This is a genomic window from Pantoea sp. MHSD4 (genome assembly GCF_021043305.1).
GTDB classification, from domain to species: Bacteria; Pseudomonadota; Gammaproteobacteria; order Enterobacterales; family Enterobacteriaceae; genus Pantoea; species Pantoea eucalypti.
Map to the genome: position 1 here is coordinate 276,366 of NZ_JAJNDH010000005.1, position 18,972 is coordinate 295,337.

Below are 18,972 nucleotides of genomic sequence, written 5' to 3' on the forward strand. Positions count from 1 at the left end.
TAATAAATCAAGTGGTTAGCCATTAAATGGATCTTATATGACGGATAAACCAGCAGGCAAACCTTTGTCATCCAAAGCGGTCGAAATGATGAAGCCTGGGGACAAAAACAAGGCTGATACGGGTGAGAACCGAGGCTTGCGTGTTACTTGCGGAGCTTCTGGTATCAAGACCTTTTTCTACCGCTATACTAGCCCAGTGACCAATAAGCTGTCACAGGTAAAAATTGGAAGCTTCCCGCAAACCTCGCTCGCAATGGCACGTATGAAGTTGCAAGAACTCAAACTAATTAGAAGTGAAGGGCGCTGTCCGGCATCTGAGCTAAAACATGAGAAGCAACGCCTACTAGAAGAGAACCAAAAACCGAAAGCAGCAGTGCTGACAGTTGAAGGGTTGGTTGAGTTGTATCTTACCGAGCGTATTGAGGATCGTAAAACGAAGGACGGGAAGGTCATTCCAGGTGCCAGAAAGCCGAAAGGGCAGGCTGAGGTTCGTCGTACTCTCTATGGTGACGCTGTTAAAAGCTTAGGAACCCGGAATGCTGCTGAGATTACGCGCCAGGATGTCATTAATTTAATCAATGGCATTGTAGCTCGAGGTGCAACCGTACAGGCAGGGAATGTACTGAGGGAGCTTTCACTCGCATATGAATTTGCTATTGGCCTTGGGCGCTTTGATGACAGTTTTGCAAATCCGGCGTTGTTAGCAAAATCCAGCTTGCGACAGACCAGAATCAAGCTCACAAACGCACGTGGGACAAGGGTACTGAGCGAGGTCGAGCTTGGAAAGTTTCTTAAATGGCTTCCGGGTTCGGCTTATACGCCAACGATTAAAAACGTGCTGCGGCTGACACTCTGGACAGGATGCCGAACAGGTGAAGTTTGCAACATGGCCTGGGATGATGTTGATCTTGAAAAAGGTACCATTCATCTTCGAGAAACCAAAACAGGGGTAGAGCGCTACGTACAGCTATCTGATCAGGCAATCGACTTTCTCAAAGTTTTACGCCTCACCTCTGACAAATATCTATTCCCTTCGCAGGCAACTAAGAAGCCAATTCAGCAGAAGTACCTAACTGAAAACTCATGGCGTTTACGTGAAAGCGGTCAAATGCTTGATATACCTCATTGGACGCCCCATGATCTGCGCCGTACAGTACGAACGGGGTTATCTCGTTTGCAGTGTCCAAATGAGGTAGCAGAGGCCGTATTGGGGCATACACGTGGGGGCGTTGAAGGGATTTATAATTTGTATAAGTATGATGCTGAGTGCCGGAAGTGGTTGCAGGTGTGGGCGGATTATTTAGAAAAAATAGCTGGATAATAGAGAAGACTGTTACATTATGGAAAAAAATATCAATATTAATATTTTCTTAGGGAAGAATGGTGAAGGTAAAAGCAGTCTTTTTGAGAGAGAAATAAAGAGGCTTTATAATAATACGAATAGGAATATTTTAGTAGTATGCAACTCTATTTACAGCCGTTATAAGAAAGGAGAAGATAATGGGTATCGATATTTTGGTTTAGTGCGTGGGCGTGTTGAAATTGAATCAACTATCACCAAGTTCATTGCAAGAAGTCTGGATGATTATAATTATAAAAAAATATCTGGAGTTTTAAATTACTTAGCTTATGAAGACAAAATTGGTTTTAATATAACATTTAACAAGCATTATAATAACGATGGAAAGAAAATAATTGAATATACAAATGATGATAGAGATGATCCCTATATCAACGCTATGTTAGATGTTATGAAAGAGGAAGAGATTAAAACAGGAAGGAAACTACAGTTTGGTATTACATATAGTGAGGTAGAAAAATTTCTTGTAGAAAATAGTGGGAAGATTATTTATTTCGATGAATCAATGCAGGATGAAATGGTTACCAGTAAAAGCATTTTTAAAGCAATAGTTCAAAATGAAAAAAAATTAAAAAGAATAGGGCTTGTTAAGAAAATTAATTACTTTGTTACCAAAGGTGGTGTTGCACTGCCGATAGCAAAAATGAGCTCAGGAGAGAGGTATTTATTGGGGCTAATGTTTTTTCTCTCGACGAGCCTTTCTCACAATACAAGTATATTTATAGATGAGCCAGAAAATAGTCTTCATCCACAGTGGCAAATAGAATACATTAATAAAATATTAGAATTTATAAGATATGAAAATGCTTACTATAATGATGATCCTTATGAAAATGTTCGTATTAATATAGCTACTCACTCACCATTGATTGCACTATTTTCTGGTGAAGGAAAAAATGTCACTTTAAGAAAATTTAACGTAAAAAATAGAGAAGCAAAAGTAATAGAAAACAAAGACTCCAGTGTTGAAGATATTTATATGGATCTTTTTAATGTTTTAACCCCCAAAAGTAGGAGTTTATCAAATCATTGTTCCGAACTAATCAATGAATTTATTAAAGACAATATTACTTATGATGAGGCTATGGATAAAATCCTCAATTACAAGTCAATATCTGTGGAACGAAAACAGGCCGATTTTTTAAGTGAAATCGTAGGGTTGTTAGAATTAGCTAACAAGAATAAATCTGGAAAGTAATTTTATTGAAAGGTTATATATGTGCTTAATTGAATTTAACAATAATGAGTTAATTTTAATTGATAAGGCATTAAAACTAGGATGTAACTGTTGGTCAGCCGATTTTTTGAGTGATATAAAGGAAAAGATAAAAAATCATCTACTAAAAAAACAACTAGAGAACTGTTGTTATTGCCAAAAAAACTTATCGGGTGAGTTCAGCATGGTCATTGATATTGAGCATATTTTACCAAAAAGTAAATATCCAAAGTTCATGTTTGATTTAAGAAACTTGGCAATATCATGTAAGCGTTGTAACATGAAAATTAAAAGAAATGATATTGCATTCTTAAATGATGTTTTCTTCCAAAGTGAAAATTATTTTGATACCAAAGGGTATGATATCGTCCATCCAAATTTAGATGTATATGATAACCACTTGAAGTTATATGGTTTTCAGTGTGGAAGTGTAAAACTAATAAAGTATATTATAGTCGATAATAGTAGAAAGGGCGATTTTACTTATGGTTACTTTAAATTAAAAGAGCTTGAGGTGAATACATTTAATAATGCACAAGGACTTTCAAATGAAAGTGAGATTATTGATGAGGTTGTTAATGAAATGTTTGTTAAAGCCACTGAGAAATTTAACATGAACTATTAGTTATGAAATCAAAAAACATTTTCTTCCAGTATAGGGAATATCAATTTTTATAATTCACTAGGAAATCATCTAATAGTAATTCGTAACTAAAGTTTCAATGTTTGATACCTTAAGCCCCCCAGAATAAAAAATTTTAAGGAGGGTTGGCGGTTGGGTGGAGATTCGAACTCCAATCTACCCCTCCAACGAGCTCTAACCTAGAGCTCGTTGGAGGGGTGTCCCCCTAGAAATCAGAGGGAGCCTGGGTCGCTTTTTGCCTCAAGCTACCCAACCACTATGCTCCAGCATACTCACTATGTGGGCAGGTTGCAAGTAATCTTGACGAAGTTTCTGTCTTATTGCATTGTCCCTGCGGACTTTGTCATCATTGGCATATTTTTTTTTCAATTTATTCAGAAAACCATTGTCAATGTCTACTATATTACTACATAGATTTACCGCTAATGATTGCCATGCTTGAGAATACAAGATCACATCTCTGATATTTAACGTTTCCCAATCATTAGGAGAGTGTTTAAATTTTTTCATTATTTCAATTCGTTCTTGGGGCGTGCATTCAAATTTTAGCTCGTTACTTTTTGAGCTTTCATGCATTTCAATATTTCGTAGTTTTCTGAAGTAATCAACGATTAGCAATTCCGCCTGTCCGCAAAATTTAATATAAACTGACTCGTCAAGTTTTTTTGTTGTTTTTGAAACTTTCTTTTTTTTTGCTTGAATCAATATTATTGTTTTTCTTAATTTATCGGTTGGGTCAATGTCATAACTATCGGAATTTTTAGTTAACATATTGGTTAATTTTATAACTTCATTGCAAAATGACTCAGCTCTGCTATTGATGTAAGTTATATGTGCTAAATGAACATAAAGTAGAGCATCCGCAATTTTTATATTTTCTACAGATAACCTATTATGTTTGTGTTTGTTTGTTAAATTTGATAATGGCATTTCTTCTAAGTTAGACTCTATTTCTTTTAAAGAAATATCAGCTATGCACATTAACGGATTAATTATCCCAAGTGTTTTTCTAAAATTTGATTCTATATCTCTGGGGGTTCTAATCATAGGTACCTCCTAACGCCGAAAGTTAATATTATATTTTATTTTACATTTGTTGTAAATTTTTCTTTTAGAGAAATTGATTCAAGTATAATTTTATGGTTGATGTGATTACCTATTTTGTGAAGATATTTTGTGGGGATTTAATTAATGAAATTAGTGCTGATGTCTCCAGTCGCATAAAGCTTAGATTGGTTTTGTATTTAATAATGTTCAGGATAAATTTTTTAATGGTTTGAATGGTTATATCTTCACTAAAAGAGTGTTTAGAGCAGCAGAGGGATGAATTGTGAAAGATTGATAACGCTTAAATGAGAGGCTTTTTAGGTAGCTATTATCTAAAAGATGAGATTGAACTTGTTTAAAATTATAATTAATACCTAAATGCATTCAAATATTTTGATGTGCCAAAATAGACAATCTAGATTTTTCATCGTAAAGTATATAGATTTGAGATTGACTATTGAAGCTTTAACGGATTATCTCGCTTAACTTATGCAAGTGTGAGTAATCATGCTGGATAGGGAAAATGTGATTGTGAGTGCGAAAGTTGATAGAATTTTCTGGTGGTTTAAATATACCTCCCCATTTATTTAAAAGTTATAATATGAATTGAGGAAATGATGAGATATACAATTCAAGCTAATTTAGGTCATGGTGGTTTCGCCAGAGTGGATAAAGTATATGACACTCAAACAAGTAATGTTGTTGCTTTGAAAATTTATGATCCTTTATCAGTTGTCTTAGCGCATGTTGATGATTTGTCACTTAAGAGACGCTTTGTTCGTGAGGTACAATATCAAAGCGGTGTTATGCATCCTAATGTGGTAAAAATACTTGACTCGCATTTAGATAATGATCCCCCATGTTTTACAATGCCTTTAGCTGAGTGTACTCTGAGTGATGAATTAAATACAGACCATACCTTAGGTAATAATTTAAATACGGCTCTTTTCAATATATTATCAGGTTTAGAGTGTTTACATAATTATGGCTATGTGCACCGAGATCTTAAACCTGCAAATGTATTGAAGTTTAATAGCCCTCAAGGGAACTATTATGCTATTTCTGACTTTGGTTTAATTAGCGCGATTAACAGTGAATCAACAAGCCTAACAGGAACTAATGCTACAGGAGGAACAGCTTTATATGCAGCTCCTGAACTAATGGGGGACTTCAGGCGAGCAACTCCTGCTGCTGATATTTATTCCTTTGGGGCTATCTTACATGATGTCTTTAGTGGGGGGGCTAATCGTGTACCCTATTCTGAAGTATCTCTTCCCGGTCCTATTGGCGATATTATAAGCAAGTGTACAAAAACTCTAGCTATCAGAAGATATTCATCTGTAGCTGCATTGAGGGATGATTTGTATCGTGTATTAACAACAACTCCTATTACTTTTAGTTCTAGAGATCAGCAAAGAGTTATAGAACTTCTTTCATCAGGGACCGAGCTTACAGATCATCAGTGGGATTCTGTATTTTTCTATTTAGAAAGATCAGACAACAATACGGAAATCGATGTAGTATTAGCAGCTATAACAATTGATCATATTAATACGCTCAGGGATAATTCGCCTGAGTTATATGCAGCTCTTGGTGACTACTTCTCTGATATTATGTTGACACACAGCTTTGATTTCGATTATTGCGATGTTTTAGCAAGCAAGGCGAAAATTTTCTTCGAATTTGGAGAGTTAGGGATGAAGGCGAAGTTAATTCTGGCCTTACTTGAACTTGGGACATCACATAATCGATGGTATGTGGAAAGAACAGTTTCTTCTATGTTAATAAATATGTCGCCTCTATTGGTAGAACGCCTACTGGCTGAGATAAGGGTAACATCATTTAACTTCTCTAGAAAAATTATACACATGGAACAATCCATCGGCTATAATAGGCAGGTATTGCCACCTCAGTTGTTAGGTATTGTATAACAAGGTAAATGTATGCATTGCAACATGGCTGCCTTCTCCCATCAAGGGCGAAAGAAGGAAAATCAAGACTCCTATTTGTCCATTCGTTTGGATAATGGCGCTTACCTTTTAGCCATAGCTGATGGTGTTGGTGGCCATGAAGGGGGGCTTTTGGCCTCTTTTACTGCTATAAGAGAAGTTTCAAGTCTTTTTAATAAAGATAATGAAGCAAATATTAATTATGTTTTTAGTATGGTTAAAGCTGCAATCATACATGAAGCCAAGGAAAAAAAAGCACCTAAAATGGCTACGACGTTGACTATTTGTTATATTAATAACAATAAGGTGTCTGTAGGGCATGTAGGTGATTGTCGGTTGTATCATTTGCGTGATACAGGAATTATAACTAAAACGATAGATCAAAGCGAAAGGCAAAAACTGATAGATGCTGGCGTTCTTACTAAAGAAAGGGCCAAGTTTTATCATCGGCGTAATATTTTATTATCAGTGCTTTCAAGTGACGCAGATTTTGACCTTTTCGAGACAACGTTTGATCTTCAATTAAATGATCGTTTGCTATTGGTCAGTGATGGTGTATACAACCTATGTTCTAAAAAGGAATTAGTTACCATGAGTTCACTTCATAGTGATATCAATAACTGGCTAAATAGCATTGTCTCTTTAATTCAGTCAAGAGTAGTTAAAGATGATTATACTGGCATCGGTTTTGAGATGAAAGGTTAACAATTCATTTTTAGTTTAAATTGATAAGATTTTTTTATGTATTTCATCCTCCTTGTTTTGCAAGGAGGTTATGAGTAAATTACAAACCCGAAATATTTATATAAAACTGGCCTTTCCCTTCATCAGTTTTCTGAACCCGGTAGGTGATTGGCAGGGAGTTTTGCAGATCTGGTTTTGTAAAGGTTAAATCAGCGGCACACTGATAAATATCAAGCCCTGATTCATGGCTTATTGTTCTGACATTTTCTACTGTAATCCGCACATCCTTATCCAGTGTCATCCCTTTCTCGATAGTCTTTCTTGCAATATCTACGACCAGATTTTTTGCATCATCACTACTACATTTTGGCGTTTTCTCGCCGCAGCCAGCCAGTAAACCAGCCGCTATTAATACCAGAAGCATTGTTCTTTTCATCTATAGTTCCTTCGTAAATTAATGATACTTTTATTTCTTATTAAATAGACCATCCATTGCGCCTGCCGCAGAGGCCCCGCAGTATCCCTCGCAACCACGAGTAATAACGTTGGTCTTACCGTTATTCAGTTCACTAATTACTGCAACACACTGGCTGGTATTGTCATTCCAGACCCAGCGACGCTTCTGGCTTTCTCCGGCAGCTATTTGCTGTGCTGTACCCTCCATATTGCATACGCCCGAACCATCCCCTGTTGAGGCATTAATGTCGAATTCAGCGTTGTTCTGTCCCGGATGCAGGGTTAGAACCGCTCCGGGTTTTACGTACTGAGCTGCTGCGACAGGTAGCGTTATGGCTGCCATCAATAAGGCCAACAGTTTTCTTTTCATTAATTAATTCCCTGTTAAGTGATACGGATGTTTTTGGTGATTTTCCCCAGTGCCAGCGGTCTGCGTTTTTCCACAAAGAAATAAACGACGTTGAATGCGGACTTGCGATGATTCCCTCGACCAAGAGAGGGCCAATTGCGGAAAGATTCGATCTGTTCTTCTGAGTAGGGTGTGTCAGAGAAGTCAAACAGCACAAGCAAGGCTTTGCCGTCGTGCTTCATCAATTTTTTAACTTCAGTGCTATTTACAGTTGCGGAGACATTGGAACGTGCAGCCGTTGGTTTACGTACTGCAAACTCAACGGCTACATCATCAATGACAAAATCAATGTAACCGTGCCCGGATACAGTTCCTGGCAGCTTGCTTTTTACTTCCGGTGAGACATTATCTGCAAACCAACCCAGCAAATAGCAACGTACCAGAGGCAATAATTCCCGCTCGCTACATTCGTTCAGACGCAGGGTTTTGACGAACTTCCGGCGATAAAGAGAGCTGAAAAAGTACTCAAAGCAATCCGTTATCTCAGTAATGGTGGTTGCCACAATGTTCTCCTTTTTGCCCACCTTTGCTCTGCTGCACAACTGAGTGAGCTTCCAATCCAGCTTAGTCGATCGGTTGCAGCTATTTTGTCTATAAATGATGTAATAGTTAATTTTACGTCCATTAGCGATGTTCATGCAAGAGTAAAAAAGCCCCAGAATTCCTCTTATGGACGTTCTGGAGATAAAATGATGGTTAAACTGATGGCAGATTCAGCTGATAAGCTGGTAGGACAGCGTATTCAGGCCAGACGCAAAGAAGCAGGGCTAACTGCTGCCGATCTTGCAGAGACTATCGATATCTCTCAACAACAACTTTCCCGCTATGAACGCGGAACGAATAAGATCAATATTGCTCATTTAGTCAAAATTGCCGTTGCTTTAAAAACTCCAATCAGCTGGTTCTTTATTGATTGTATGGAGGATTTAAAGGTTTCTGATATCCCGATTAACTATGCCACTGGGCTTGACGTTGAATTAAAACAACGTCTCGAGCAAGTCTGGAATAAGCTCGATAACACTAAGAGAAAAAGCTTAATTATGTTTTTAGATGAGTTTATAAAATAACAACCAAATTAGTTCCTGAGTGAAACTATTTGCATTAAAAGCATGGCCCTGGTAAAATAACATTGCTGGATAGTGTCATATTGTCCAGTAGCTGATACAAACTAATTGCCAACTTAGCATTTCATTTTATTATCCCATCCTGATGGGAGGACGTCTATCGTCTAAACAGTCAGTATGGGCAATCGTCAATTGTTGGTTTGTATTATCAATCCAAATGCATCTTTTCCGGAATAAAAACGATGAGTGTTATCCATCAGGAAGGGCTGTCTATGCCCGTCGATCAGGAATTAATAAATATCATATTAAATGAGGCAGGAAACACACCGCCGCATAATACAAAAATTACAGCTGTCAGTCTGTTATTTAAAGACCTGAGTTACAGCGCTGAAAAGGGCGGTTATCATCCTGTCGAAATACGGATTATTTCACGCAATGATGAATGGTATTTTGATTACATCACCGACTTCAGTTATATGGGGGTTGTATACCCCGAACTGGAAAAGGAAATTGATATCAGCTGGAGTCAGAAATATGTCTTTCTTGCTCATGTTGGTGACCTGCCTGTTAACGCCGGAAGGGAGCTATTTGAACTCTGGCAATCCAACTTTAATCAGTATCACGCCATGAACGCTTACACCATTACTGTTCTCTGGGAAAGCTAATCCCACCACACTAATCATCACTATCTTATGGGGAATTATCTGTGACTGATAACAGAGGGATACGTGCGTCTCAACAGGGCGAACTGGACTGTCTATGCGGTGCTTACTGTGTGGTTAACATGTTGAGCTGGTTGTATGACGGCAGGGTGAAACGACGCCCGTTAATGAACCGGCTTATTCAGGTTTATCAGCAGCGCTGGCCCTTGAATGAATGGCTGACTGAAGGAATTGAAGAAGATCGCTTAGACTGGCTGATGGCTCAGGTTTTGCAGAAAGGGCATTACAGCCGCCAGTTCCCGGTTCAAATCACCAGACCCTTTGCAGGGATGCGGGGGTTAACCGACGGGCGGCTTTTTAGGGAAATGCAGCGGTTTCTTGACGTCACTGACTACTCCCGCCTGATTATGCTCAGCGACCAATTTCACTGGTCCCTTCTGGTCAAAATGGATGAAGAAACGCTCTGCTTCTTCGACAGCAACGGGCGAACCACCATGCCCCGTAAAGCTTTCTCCCTGCGTACTGGCGTAACACGTCGCCAGCTGTTTCCCGACGTCATTTACTTCATTGAGCGGGAGTTCTGACATGACCATGTTTACCCAACGTGAAACCCGTATCCTCGATCAGGCGCGTGACATCATCAGTCGGTATTACCAGCGTGGCGTTCAACTCTGCTCCCCTGATGATGTACGGCGATGCGTGATGGTTGAGCTGGCACCGCTTGAACATGAAGAGTTTGGCATCATCCTGCTCGATAATCAGAATCAGCTGCTGCACCGCGAAATCCTGTTCAGGGGCACATTAAACTCGGTCAGCGTTCACCCCCGCGAAGTTATTAAGCGTGTACTGAAACATAACGCCGCCGCAGTCATCCTTGTCCACAACCACCCTAGCGGCGAGCCTGAACCCAGCCGTTGTGACATCCGGTTGACTAAAAAGCTTCAGGAACTGCTGGAAATGCTGGATGTGCGGTTACTTGATCACTTTATCGTGGCCGGGACTGAAACGGTGTCGATGGCTGAACGGGGGCTGGTGTGATGCTGAAAGTTACCTGGTTTAATGTACGTTATCACGGGTTATACGCATGAGCGGGGCTGCGTTACGTCAGATCGTGCCGGTGGTGCAAACCACCGTGTTCGATGCGTATATCAGCGGTCTGGCACCATCGGGACGACGGGGTATCACCAGCTTGTTAAACCGCAGCGCCAGCATACTTAAACGCGGTGCGGATGCAGATCACTACCCGTGGGAGCAACTTAACTTCGCCGCCGTTGCTAAAGTACGTGCAGCACTGCTGGATGGCGGTTACGCCGTGTCGTCGGTCAACATGGCATTATCAGCGCTGAGGGGCGTAGCGCAGACTGCTTTTAACCTGAATTGCATGAATGCCGAAACACTGACACGTATTCGGTCAGTTAAGCGCGTTAGCGGTGATGTCCAACGCAAGGGAAGGGCGTTAAACAAGCAGGAAATCCGGGCATTGATTCAGGCTGCAAAACAGCATCCGCAACCGGTAAGGCGTTGTCGTGATACCGCTATTGTGCTGACGCTTTGTGGAACTGGCCTGCGGGCCGGGGAACTGGTCAAACTTGAGCGCCTGGACTATGGCAACGGCATCCTGACGGTGAGGCAAGGGAAGGGGCGGAAATACCGTGAAATTCACGTGGCGGAAATAGTGGATAAAGCTATCCGCGCATGGCTTAAAGTCAGCGCAAACGAAGCTGAAAATGCGCTGTTTAGCCGAATTCAGCGTAACGATAAAATAGTCGGTCAGTCGCTGACAACAACCGGGTTAACGGGCATCCTGGCTGATTTACAGCAGACGTCAGGTATTGCACGTTTCACCCCACATGACATGCGGCGCACCTTCATCACACGTTTACTGGAGCAGGGCGTGGATATCAACACCGTCCGCCAGCTGGCAGGCCACAGCGACATATCCACCACGACGCGCTATGACTATCGTGATGATGGCATGAAAGCCAAAGCATCGCAGCGATTGCGGTGCTGGTAAAATGATGGCGTTTATCGGTGATTGGGCCTGAATATATTGAACCTACTTAGCGTTTCTTTTAGTGTTTTTCTCATTTGATTCAATCATTTTTATAACAAGAGCTGTGTCGGAAAACGTTTCAATATCGTCTTTTTTCCACTTTCCTGATTCAACAACTATTTTACCGCTTTTATCATCAAAATACGGTATGCGGGTGCCAGCCTTGTTGAGCTGTCTGGCTATTACATCAGCAGGCTTTCCTTGAAAGTTAGCCTGCCATATCTTGTTATAAGTATTGTATGCCAACTCAGAGTTTTCATGTTCGTAAGCCAAGAGATTATCTATGTAGTACTGGTTAACCAGTTCAGCTATGACCGAGCTTCGTTTCTCTGCGGCATTGTGTTCCTTACGACTTATGGCTGTTTTTTTAGCAATCATCTCCAGTCGCGCTTTGGTCTCTTCCAGCATATGGATGGGTACAATCTTTCCAAACTTTTTTGCTACTAATTCCCTTCTTTTTTTCTGCCTCATTTTGTCGAGGTTCTTTTCCCTTTCTTTTTTCTCCTGCGCTGGTTGCTGCGAAATCATATCGTCATTTGGCATGAGTACATCTCCTGAAATTGAACAAGGATCTTACGAGCTAAATATTCCCAGCTGATTCCATGATTATCACGGTCTACTGGTATCACAATCGGTGTTTTGCATAAGTGATTACTGCAAACACTTCTCCTGGGTAGCAATATCGTGATTATCACGAGAAATAGAATCATCCCATGATAATCACGATTCTTCAATACACAAAAATGACCTTCATCCGTGATTATCACGAAAAAAAGTCTGGTTTGTACGAAAAAATACGGTTTTTGTGGTTGTAAATAGCAGCGCTCCTGAAACAGCTCAAAGGAGCAAAAGCATGAACACCAACCGTATTCTCCGCAAAAAAGAAGTTCTTCATTTAACCGGAATTTCGTCAGCCACGCTCTATAGGCTTATCGAAAAAGGAGATTTTAAGGCAGGGAAAAAATTGACCGGCGATGGTGGACGCGCAGTGGGCTGGGGACTCAATGACGTACTGGAGTGGATTCAGTCACGCGGTATCAACGCGCAACTCTAAGCGCATGTGTGTGTGTGTGTAACCCTCACATAGCCCCCAACGAACCCTATAGAGGACATAGCAATATCAATGATACTTCCTCTTGTTGGTGGGCTACTGGCCACCGGAAAAAGATTATGATGAAAACATTTAATAGAGAACGTGTTGATTCACTGGGATACGCCGTATCACTGGAATGCAGTAACGTAGGACAGCAATGTTATGGACATTTCGACAAAATTGCCTGGGTAACTGACCTGTTCGACAAGCAGGAAAATCAGGTGATGGTAGATCGCTTATTTCAGCTTGAATCAGACGATACTTATCAGGTCAGGTTTCGCCCCGCAGGCAAGGATGAGTGCGATAGTCTCTACCGCTGGGTAATTGAAATCCGTCTAGCAAACAAGTCTAAACATCACCCAGTTCTACTGATGATCTACTTTGGACCAACAAACAAGAAACGCGGTGCCGTGCGAATGGAATTAAGCCCCCAACACTATCTAGCTGAACAGATAAGCGACTTATTCATTTGGTTGGGGCGCAAAAGCCGTATTGGTAAATATCTGTACCAGGGGTTGCGTAACTCATGGGTCACGACCATCCATTACGCGCTGGATGTGATGGAGATGAAGCTGCATGACTTTCTGATTGGTCTTGCCAAAGTTCATGATGGTGATTTCAATGATCCTTATGGCAAGCAGGAGGGTATGCGGCTAGGGGCTACCACCGTCGTAGCTTCGATATACGAAAAAGTGAACGCCCCTGAGTTAAGCCTTGAAGAACGTCGGGCAACAGCTCAGCTAACACTGGATGAAAGCCAGCATGAGTGTTTTTTACGTCTGGAGCTGCGTCTGTCTCCAGGTAAGCAGAAACTGATGCTGAGTAACCTGTCGCAAATGGAGAATTTGGTGTCACGTTTGGCATTCTATGACCGTAAGCTAATCAGGGATCGCAAGCTGGATCCAGACTTTGCCAAACGGTTGAAACGTATGACTGTCCCCCGTGCTCGTAAAACGTTCCGTCCGGCCAGTGAGTTGAATGGCAGGGCTGTTAGTCCGAGCAAAGAGGCAGCTAAAAAACGAGTAGATAAGGTGATGAAAAGGTATCTGGTGGACTTGTTTGATGCAGAGGCTATCTGGCATAAACTTCCACTGGTTGTCGAGAAGCTGGGTATTTTGGGACAGCCGCAGTATTGGCAACCTGACATCCGTAAAAAATGGCTTAAATCTCGCGGGAAATAAGCGCCATGGCATTGCGGCAGGGATGCTGCATCCTCATCTGTGAGTTGTTCAACGGCAAGCCTAAAAAGGTCAGGAGAAAATTAAATCTGGGAAATGACCGTCTTTTGACCGTCCAACGTTGTCGGATTTTGCTGTGGCTAACCGGCTAACTACAGGTACGGTTTAACCTGAAATCGGCACCTCGTACAATGGTAGGGGAAAATCGGCACTGGCTTTGCCTGATTCTGACGGTTACAAGGATCGGCGGTTTTGAGCAAATTCGAGGTATCAAAAGATCAAAATAGAAAATAACATGTGTCTACAACCGCTATTGAATATTGCCGGGATGGAGCTGCACCGCTTAATAACCGGTAGCATTTTACGTATCCGCTAATCCCATTCTGGCTGAGCTGATATTTATTCGCTATTTGCTTCTACAGGTTATATAGACGTATCTATTATGCTCTGTATACACTCTATCTCTATATTATTGCATATATACCATTACATACTATAGCCATTATCCAGTATCAGCTATCATGAGGCTCCAGCCTCCAATATTATTATCTAATAACCATCTGAACCTTGTTGGGTTCACGCGTGATTTTTTTGAGTAATTCAGTTGTAAATAAATGGGGTCAGAGCATGGTGCTTTGGTCTCTATATACAGGTGAATTATGAAGCCATATATCACGAAAAATAATATCCTTGTGACAGATTCAACGCTGGATTATTTCAAAAAAGTTGTTTTCAGTGTTCCTTATAATGGTGTGCAGAGTTTGCGCCGTCCTTTTTATCATAACATAGCAGTATTCCTTCAGCATGTTATATGTGTCGCTACCTGTAGTCGTAAGAACAGGAGGAAAGCAAAGATTAAGGCGAATAAGAAATGGTCTTATTCTGTTCCTGTAACATTTGAACTGGGCAGAGAGAAACTTCCTGGTGTATTTATGAAAAGTGGGCCGACCAATGAGCGTGCAATGGAAGCGTTGAAAAATGCCGGGATCATAAAACTAACCGGGTATTCCAATGCTCAAAGTTCTTGCCGGGAATATGCTATTTCTCAGCGTTTTCTGCGTAAGTTGTTTGGCAACAACCGCGAGGCATACCTTAGCCGTCAGGATCGTTACCATTATCTGACTGACATTTTCACCAAGCGTAAAAGCTACTCATTTGATGATCTGATTGGAGTTGCCATTGATCGTGGGCAGCGTGCCAAACATCATCAGTCTAAACGCGATATCCCTAACGCTACCTTCAGGGAACGGGTAGTGGGGGTCTGGAACAGCCTTGAACCGCTGGAAATCAATCTGGATGCACTGCTGGATTACTATAACGAGAATCCCACCAAGAAGAACAAAATATTCATTTTCAACTTCCTGTCGCGACTGGCTGAAACAGGTGTGGATCTTGTGAAGGAGTCACCGTTAACGGTTTCTTACAGGCAATCGTATAAAACCGCGTACATCGGCGGGAGATCCTTTGAGGTTGGCACAGGCTTCCAGACTCTACCGTCTAAAATGAAGTGGGCGTGTCTGGCACGTGGTGTTAATTATGACATTAAGGGATGCCAGCTTGAGATACTACGACATGAGCTGTTGAGTATTGGCATTTTGGCAGAGTCGCTGGAGGTGCTGGAAACTCAATATATCTGCCGGGTATTGCGTGTCGCTGAGGAATTGGTGAAGCAATTCCGGTTTTCCAGTGTATTCAACGCTGGGTTCGTTACGCTATCGCTTAAATCCAGTACCCGACGCTTGTTGAACCGTGAGCTAGGTCAGGAAGAGGCTGAACGGGTACTTAAACGCTGGAAGCACCTTCTGAAACCCCTGAGGCGAGATCTGGCTTTACTGCTGGATCACTACGAAGGTAAAGCATTGACCAACCGTTATGGCAAATGCGTTACCAATGCGGTAGGGCAGCCATTCAACGTTACTTATAAAGACCTGAAGAATGGTAAACGTTGGAAGTCAGATGTAATGCGTCGGAAGCTGTTGTCGCACATGTTGCAGGGATTGGAAAGTAAGGCTGTATACGATTATGTTGCCACCCATAAAGGTGTTTGCGCATTGGAGCACGATGGGTTTGTGTCATATGAAGAGGTAACTGACTGGTCCCATCCATACCTTTTGATTGAGCAGAAGCACTAATCACTGATACTCGGGTGCTAAGGATATGTAAGTGAGAATACTCTTCTTCATGATGATGCCCTCATGTTGGTTATGAAGATGTAACTAACATCGCGGTGTATTAATCAACTGGAAACAGGTCAAATGCTCGCAATTATTAAATAAGAGCAGCGAGCCTGATATACACAGTTAGCCTAGCGATCAATGAGAGTTGAGAAAAGGTCTCGAAGAGCACTGTCGTCAAAGGTCTCCCGTTCATAATTGTTCGAGGACGGGAAGCTTGGAGAGGAGGCGCAACTGCTCCTATCTTCAATCTCGCTTATGCGCTCCTCAATGGCTGCGACGGAGCTATTCAATACTGCATCTGACACACCAAAACGCGAAGCGAACTTTTTCAGAGCATCTATCCGGTCTGACAAGGAGGATTCGCTATCATCCTCGCTAATGCGGCTGGCGTTCTCCTCGAACTCTTCAAGCACAGCCACCTGCAAGGCTTGAGTAATGGTAGCGGGAAGCCCCTTCGCTGCATCCACCGAATCAACAAGTGTGGCGAGTATATCACTTGAACTCCAGCGTATCGTGTCAGTAAGCCCCTTTTCAAGGAGCTCTAATAATTCGGCTTCGTAAATAAACGGCCGGTCATAGCCCTTTTCACCCCGCCGGGAAAAGAAGTCGATCAGAGTCTCTCCATCTGACCAAGTACTGAATCCCTGCTGTGGATTGCGAGCAATAGCAATGATACTGTCGGCAAACCGCTGTTCGTCCGTGATCTGCCACCAATCCATGAGCATTCGGAGCCGCTTAGAGTTTGCAGCGTCGTTGTATTCGAGTGAGCGGGCATCACCAGCTTTCGAACGCCAGTGTGGACGCATTTCGATCATCTCCAGCATGCAAACGCAGGCTCTGGCGATCCTTGCTTGATCTTTTTTACTGAGCCCCAGCGGATGTACGAAGTTCCATAGCCTTAACAGCCAGTCAATTGAGGCCGCCGTGGGAACAAGGCGAATAAGGAGTTCCGTGTCCAGCAGATAGATTGAGAGGTAGTCCTTGAGCGACGGATTAATAAAAGAGACTACTGGGCCGTTAATATTAACGATTTTCACGAAGCTACCTTCCAGAATGCGAAGGGCTTCTTCGAAATCCTTAGGTCCATATGCCAAACCGTAAGCTGTGCTCATTGAGGTATGCAGGGTATCGAAAGATGAGCGAAGAGCAGGAACATAAACCCCATATTCAGTAAGGAAAAACATTGCTATTAGGAGATGCCTGCACCGATGATCAATGTGTGTGCGGAATGCAGTGTCCCAAATTTGGTTGGGATTATTCAAAGCGTCGATAAAAGCTGCTGGATAATTGGCGGGCTCGATACCATCGATGCGTAGTAAATCGGTCATCGCCTCAATGATGCGTGGATTATAGTTCTTATGATCAACAATTTCTGCGAGTGTATTGCTCTCCAAAAGTGCCAGGATGTGCGATAGCGGTGTCTCTGACACTAGTAGATGGTTGTATAGAATCCGCGCCTTGATCCGGCGGGTATAGACGCCAACATCGAGCACGTACTTTGTTACGTCGAGGCGCTGATCGGCAAGATACTCGGAAACTCTCCGAGCTTCCTCAAATATGTACCCCCTCGTCGTCAGGATAAAGCGAGCGTTTGGCGAACGGCGCACACGACTAATGAAACGCATCAAATCAGAATCCTTATGAGCCAATGCTTGTCTGTCAAGGGCAACCTTTCCCAAGAAGTCGTCAAAGAGAAAGACCTGTTTTTTACTGTCGGTAATGGCAGCAAAGCCATCTTCCAGACTACGGATGGGAACTAACTCCCATTGCTCGTTCAAAAAGGTATAGCAAAGCATTTCAGCCAGTGTCGTTTTACCTACGCCCGGCGGCCCGGAAATAATGAGAAGCCCATGCTTCTCTAGCGTTAAGAGTGACTCGCCGAAGCTGGGATTTGATGCGTAAACGCGAACTTTTTGTTCAATCTCTTCCTGTGTGAAAGCCGCCATCGTATGGGCTGCCGAGCGTATGATCCGCTCCAGAACACCTGCTTCCGAGAGCCATAATTTAATATGTGATTTGAGTATCTCAGGATACTTGCGGAGAAGGCCATTGATATCCTCAGGGCCAAAAATGTCCGACTCGGACTTCAGGCTCGGACCGATGAGGAGGGCGAGCTTACCCTTGCCGGTAGGGGTGAGACTACATGAGGTCGCTAGAATATAGCGGATGGGGGCCAGTTTATTGATCGATACACGCTCTCGCTTCATGGTGGTCGTCAGTTTGCTAAGCCTCGAACCTTCATAGTGCTTTGCCTGTAGGATGATGTTCCCGCTGGCATGTGCGTGCCGACCGTCAATACCATTATCAGGGCCCGCGCAAAATGCCTCGAAGCGAAGCCTCTCTTCTTTTCCGATGAGATCTCGGGCGAGATCCTCAAAGTCCGCCGATGAGAGATTTCTGAAGTTGTAACTCATGCTGAGGCACCGTTTGTAATCTCTGTGTAATCGGTGGCACCAATAAGAATACATTCGCTTGATGTTTTACTAAAGGGCATCCTTTCGATTGGTAAAAAATCAATATTGACGATATCAGCCCTGAACTGATAGCAACTCCTCTCGACCTGAATAAAGATGTCTATTAGCTCTTTCGATTCCATGGATTATAAACCTTTTTGCGCTGGTTAAAGACCCTCTTGGTCCCTACTCTAATGTTAATAACAGCGTCATGCACATGACAAGCACCAATACTACCGCTTTGCACAATGATTTTTTTGTCTCCATACTGCCAGATATTCACTTGCCCGCGCCCCCTGTACCAGAAAGTTAGCGGCATGAGCACAGAAGACCAATTGAGAACATGGCTTCATATCTTGAACGGCTTGATTACGTCGTTGAAAAAAGGGAACCATAACTATCCGTAAGCCTAACTAGATGACAGATACTAGTATGTTTTTTCGGCAACGGAAAAACTATAGAATGTTCAGACCAATTTATACTTTGCAGCAAGAGTGGCAATCGTGCTGACGTGATCTTATTTTTTAA

The 18,972-nt window shown here is 42.2% G+C and carries 19 protein-coding genes; 13 read left to right on the forward strand and 6 right to left on the reverse strand.

Features of this window, described 5'->3' with window-relative positions; translation table 11 throughout:
- Nucleotides 1-37 precede the first annotated feature (37 nt).
- The 3 genes from LQK91_RS16735 to LQK91_RS16745 are packed head-to-tail and all read left to right on the forward strand — an operon-like array spanning nucleotide 38 to nucleotide 3,201.
- Nucleotides 38-1,321 carry a tyrosine-type recombinase/integrase gene (locus LQK91_RS16735; protein WP_020438448.1) on the forward strand — a complete coding sequence of 428 codons (1,284 nt, stop codon included), beginning with the start codon at nucleotides 38-40 and terminating at the stop codon, nucleotides 1,319-1,321.
- A 19-nt stretch (nucleotides 1,322-1,340) separates the two neighbouring features.
- Nucleotides 1,341-2,558, forward strand: a complete 1,218-nt coding sequence (locus LQK91_RS16740) for an AAA family ATPase (RefSeq protein WP_105099858.1) — start codon at nucleotides 1,341-1,343, stop codon at nucleotides 2,556-2,558.
- Nucleotides 2,559-2,577: 19 nt separating this feature from the next.
- Entirely contained in the window at nucleotides 2,578-3,201 is a 624-nt protein-coding gene (locus LQK91_RS16745; RefSeq protein WP_105099857.1) for an HNH endonuclease, read from the forward strand.
- Between the two features lie 258 nt (nucleotides 3,202-3,459).
- Here the strand turns inward: LQK91_RS16745 and LQK91_RS16750 are convergent, their stop codons facing one another.
- A complete protein-coding gene (locus LQK91_RS16750) occupies nucleotides 3,460-4,266 on the reverse strand; it encodes a hypothetical protein (protein ID WP_105099856.1) in 807 nt (268 codons plus the stop codon).
- 614 nt (nucleotides 4,267-4,880) lie between these two features.
- Here LQK91_RS16750 and LQK91_RS16755 point away from each other — a divergent pair.
- On the forward strand, nucleotides 4,881-6,197 hold the full coding sequence (locus LQK91_RS16755) for a serine/threonine protein kinase (protein ID WP_105099855.1): 1,317 nt from the start codon (nucleotides 4,881-4,883) through the stop codon (nucleotides 6,195-6,197).
- Nucleotides 6,198-6,221: 24 nt separating this feature from the next.
- Complete coding sequence (locus LQK91_RS16760) at nucleotides 6,222-6,920, forward strand: PP2C family protein-serine/threonine phosphatase (protein ID WP_187293377.1); 699 nt, start codon at nucleotides 6,222-6,224, stop codon at nucleotides 6,918-6,920.
- 79 nt (nucleotides 6,921-6,999) lie between these two features.
- Here the strand turns inward: LQK91_RS16760 and LQK91_RS16765 are convergent, their stop codons facing one another.
- From LQK91_RS16765 to LQK91_RS16775, 3 genes are read right to left on the reverse strand one after another with little or no spacing between them, the layout of a single operon-like run.
- Nucleotides 7,000-7,335 (reverse strand): hypothetical protein, encoded by a 336-nt coding sequence (locus tag LQK91_RS16765; protein WP_105099854.1) that lies wholly within the window; start codon nucleotides 7,333-7,335, stop codon nucleotides 7,000-7,002.
- Nucleotides 7,336-7,365: 30 nt separating this feature from the next.
- Nucleotides 7,366-7,725: an acyl-CoA dehydrogenase gene (locus tag LQK91_RS16770; RefSeq protein ID WP_105099853.1), complete on the reverse strand. Its 360-nt coding sequence runs from the start codon at nucleotides 7,723-7,725 to the stop codon at nucleotides 7,366-7,368.
- A gap of 14 nt (nucleotides 7,726-7,739) precedes the next feature.
- Nucleotides 7,740-8,267 carry a hypothetical protein gene (locus LQK91_RS16775; RefSeq protein WP_105099923.1) on the reverse strand — a complete coding sequence of 176 codons (528 nt, stop codon included), beginning with the start codon at nucleotides 8,265-8,267 and terminating at the stop codon, nucleotides 7,740-7,742.
- Nucleotides 8,268-8,456: 189 nt separating this feature from the next.
- On the opposite strand from LQK91_RS16775, the gene LQK91_RS16780 reads away from it, so the two are divergent.
- From LQK91_RS16780 to LQK91_RS16800, 5 genes are all read left to right on the forward strand, one after another.
- On the forward strand, nucleotides 8,457-8,831 hold the full coding sequence (locus LQK91_RS16780) for a helix-turn-helix domain-containing protein (RefSeq protein ID WP_105099922.1): 375 nt from the start codon (nucleotides 8,457-8,459) through the stop codon (nucleotides 8,829-8,831).
- A gap of 269 nt (nucleotides 8,832-9,100) precedes the next feature.
- A complete protein-coding gene (locus tag LQK91_RS16785) occupies nucleotides 9,101-9,493 on the forward strand; it encodes a DUF2787 family protein (RefSeq protein ID WP_105099921.1) in 393 nt (130 codons plus the stop codon).
- A gap of 119 nt (nucleotides 9,494-9,612) precedes the next feature.
- Entirely contained in the window at nucleotides 9,613-10,074 is a 462-nt protein-coding gene (locus tag LQK91_RS16790; protein WP_105099852.1) for a hypothetical protein, read from the forward strand.
- 1 nt (nucleotide 10,075) lies between these two features.
- A complete protein-coding gene (radC, locus tag LQK91_RS16795; RefSeq protein WP_050320675.1) occupies nucleotides 10,076-10,528 on the forward strand; it encodes a RadC family protein in 453 nt (150 codons plus the stop codon).
- 46 nt (nucleotides 10,529-10,574) lie between these two features.
- Nucleotides 10,575-11,504, forward strand: a complete 930-nt coding sequence (locus LQK91_RS16800; RefSeq protein WP_105099851.1) for a tyrosine-type recombinase/integrase — start codon at nucleotides 10,575-10,577, stop codon at nucleotides 11,502-11,504.
- Nucleotides 11,505-11,546: 42 nt separating this feature from the next.
- Here LQK91_RS16800 and LQK91_RS16805 read toward each other — a convergent pair whose 3' ends face one another.
- The gene (locus tag LQK91_RS16805) at nucleotides 11,547-12,086 is read right to left on the reverse strand and encodes a hypothetical protein (protein WP_105099850.1); all 540 of its coding nucleotides are present in this window, start codon (nucleotides 12,084-12,086) and stop codon (nucleotides 11,547-11,549) included.
- 310 nt (nucleotides 12,087-12,396) lie between these two features.
- Between LQK91_RS16805 and LQK91_RS16810 the strand changes: the two genes are divergently transcribed.
- The 3 genes from LQK91_RS16810 to LQK91_RS16820 all read left to right on the forward strand — a co-directional run bounded on the left by LQK91_RS16810 (nucleotide 12,397) and on the right by LQK91_RS16820 (nucleotide 15,946).
- Nucleotides 12,397-12,597, forward strand: coding sequence for a helix-turn-helix transcriptional regulator (locus LQK91_RS16810; protein WP_033770002.1), 201 nt, complete (start codon nucleotides 12,397-12,399; stop codon nucleotides 12,595-12,597).
- A 116-nt stretch (nucleotides 12,598-12,713) separates the two neighbouring features.
- Nucleotides 12,714-13,817: a hypothetical protein gene (locus LQK91_RS16815; RefSeq protein WP_105099849.1), complete on the forward strand. Its 1,104-nt coding sequence runs from the start codon at nucleotides 12,714-12,716 to the stop codon at nucleotides 13,815-13,817.
- Nucleotides 13,818-14,473: 656 nt separating this feature from the next.
- Nucleotides 14,474-15,946: a hypothetical protein gene (locus tag LQK91_RS16820; RefSeq protein ID WP_105099848.1), complete on the forward strand. Its 1,473-nt coding sequence runs from the start codon at nucleotides 14,474-14,476 to the stop codon at nucleotides 15,944-15,946.
- Nucleotides 15,947-16,119: 173 nt separating this feature from the next.
- On the opposite strand, the gene LQK91_RS16825 is transcribed toward LQK91_RS16820, so the two are convergent.
- Nucleotides 16,120-18,405 (reverse strand): hypothetical protein, encoded by a 2,286-nt coding sequence (locus LQK91_RS16825; RefSeq protein WP_105099847.1) that lies wholly within the window; start codon nucleotides 18,403-18,405, stop codon nucleotides 16,120-16,122.
- Nucleotides 18,406-18,972: the final 567 nt, after the last annotated feature.

What these genes read in the sequence shown, in the direction of transcription:
- LQK91_RS16735 (WP_020438448.1), top strand. Translation starts at nt 38, where the DNA reads ATGACGGATAAACCAGCAGGCAAACCTTTGTCATCCAAAGCGGTCGAA.
- LQK91_RS16740 (WP_105099858.1), top strand. Translation starts at nt 1,341, where the DNA reads ATGGAAAAAAATATCAATATTAATATTTTCTTAGGGAAGAATGGTGAA.
- LQK91_RS16745 (WP_105099857.1), top strand. Translation starts at nt 2,578, where the DNA reads ATGTGCTTAATTGAATTTAACAATAATGAGTTAATTTTAATTGATAAG.
- LQK91_RS16750 (WP_105099856.1), bottom strand. Translation starts at nt 4,266, where the DNA reads ATGATTAGAACCCCCAGAGATATAGAATCAAATTTTAGAAAAACACTT.
- LQK91_RS16755 (WP_105099855.1), top strand. Translation starts at nt 4,881, where the DNA reads ATGATGAGATATACAATTCAAGCTAATTTAGGTCATGGTGGTTTCGCC.
- LQK91_RS16760 (WP_187293377.1), top strand. Translation starts at nt 6,222, where the DNA reads ATGGCTGCCTTCTCCCATCAAGGGCGAAAGAAGGAAAATCAAGACTCC.
- LQK91_RS16765 (WP_105099854.1), bottom strand. Translation starts at nt 7,335, where the DNA reads ATGAAAAGAACAATGCTTCTGGTATTAATAGCGGCTGGTTTACTGGCT.
- LQK91_RS16770 (WP_105099853.1), bottom strand. Translation starts at nt 7,725, where the DNA reads ATGAAAAGAAAACTGTTGGCCTTATTGATGGCAGCCATAACGCTACCT.
- LQK91_RS16780 (WP_105099922.1), top strand. Translation starts at nt 8,457, where the DNA reads ATGGTTAAACTGATGGCAGATTCAGCTGATAAGCTGGTAGGACAGCGT.
- LQK91_RS16785 (WP_105099921.1), top strand. Translation starts at nt 9,101, where the DNA reads ATGCCCGTCGATCAGGAATTAATAAATATCATATTAAATGAGGCAGGA.
- LQK91_RS16790 (WP_105099852.1), top strand. Translation starts at nt 9,613, where the DNA reads ATGTTGAGCTGGTTGTATGACGGCAGGGTGAAACGACGCCCGTTAATG.
- radC (WP_050320675.1), top strand. Translation starts at nt 10,076, where the DNA reads ATGACCATGTTTACCCAACGTGAAACCCGTATCCTCGATCAGGCGCGT.
- LQK91_RS16800 (WP_105099851.1), top strand. Translation starts at nt 10,575, where the DNA reads ATGAGCGGGGCTGCGTTACGTCAGATCGTGCCGGTGGTGCAAACCACC.
- LQK91_RS16805 (WP_105099850.1), bottom strand. Translation starts at nt 12,086, where the DNA reads ATGCCAAATGACGATATGATTTCGCAGCAACCAGCGCAGGAGAAAAAA.
- LQK91_RS16810 (WP_033770002.1), top strand. Translation starts at nt 12,397, where the DNA reads ATGAACACCAACCGTATTCTCCGCAAAAAAGAAGTTCTTCATTTAACC.
- LQK91_RS16815 (WP_105099849.1), top strand. Translation starts at nt 12,714, where the DNA reads ATGATGAAAACATTTAATAGAGAACGTGTTGATTCACTGGGATACGCC.
- LQK91_RS16820 (WP_105099848.1), top strand. Translation starts at nt 14,474, where the DNA reads ATGAAGCCATATATCACGAAAAATAATATCCTTGTGACAGATTCAACG.
- LQK91_RS16825 (WP_105099847.1), bottom strand. Translation starts at nt 18,405, where the DNA reads ATGAGTTACAACTTCAGAAATCTCTCATCGGCGGACTTTGAGGATCTC.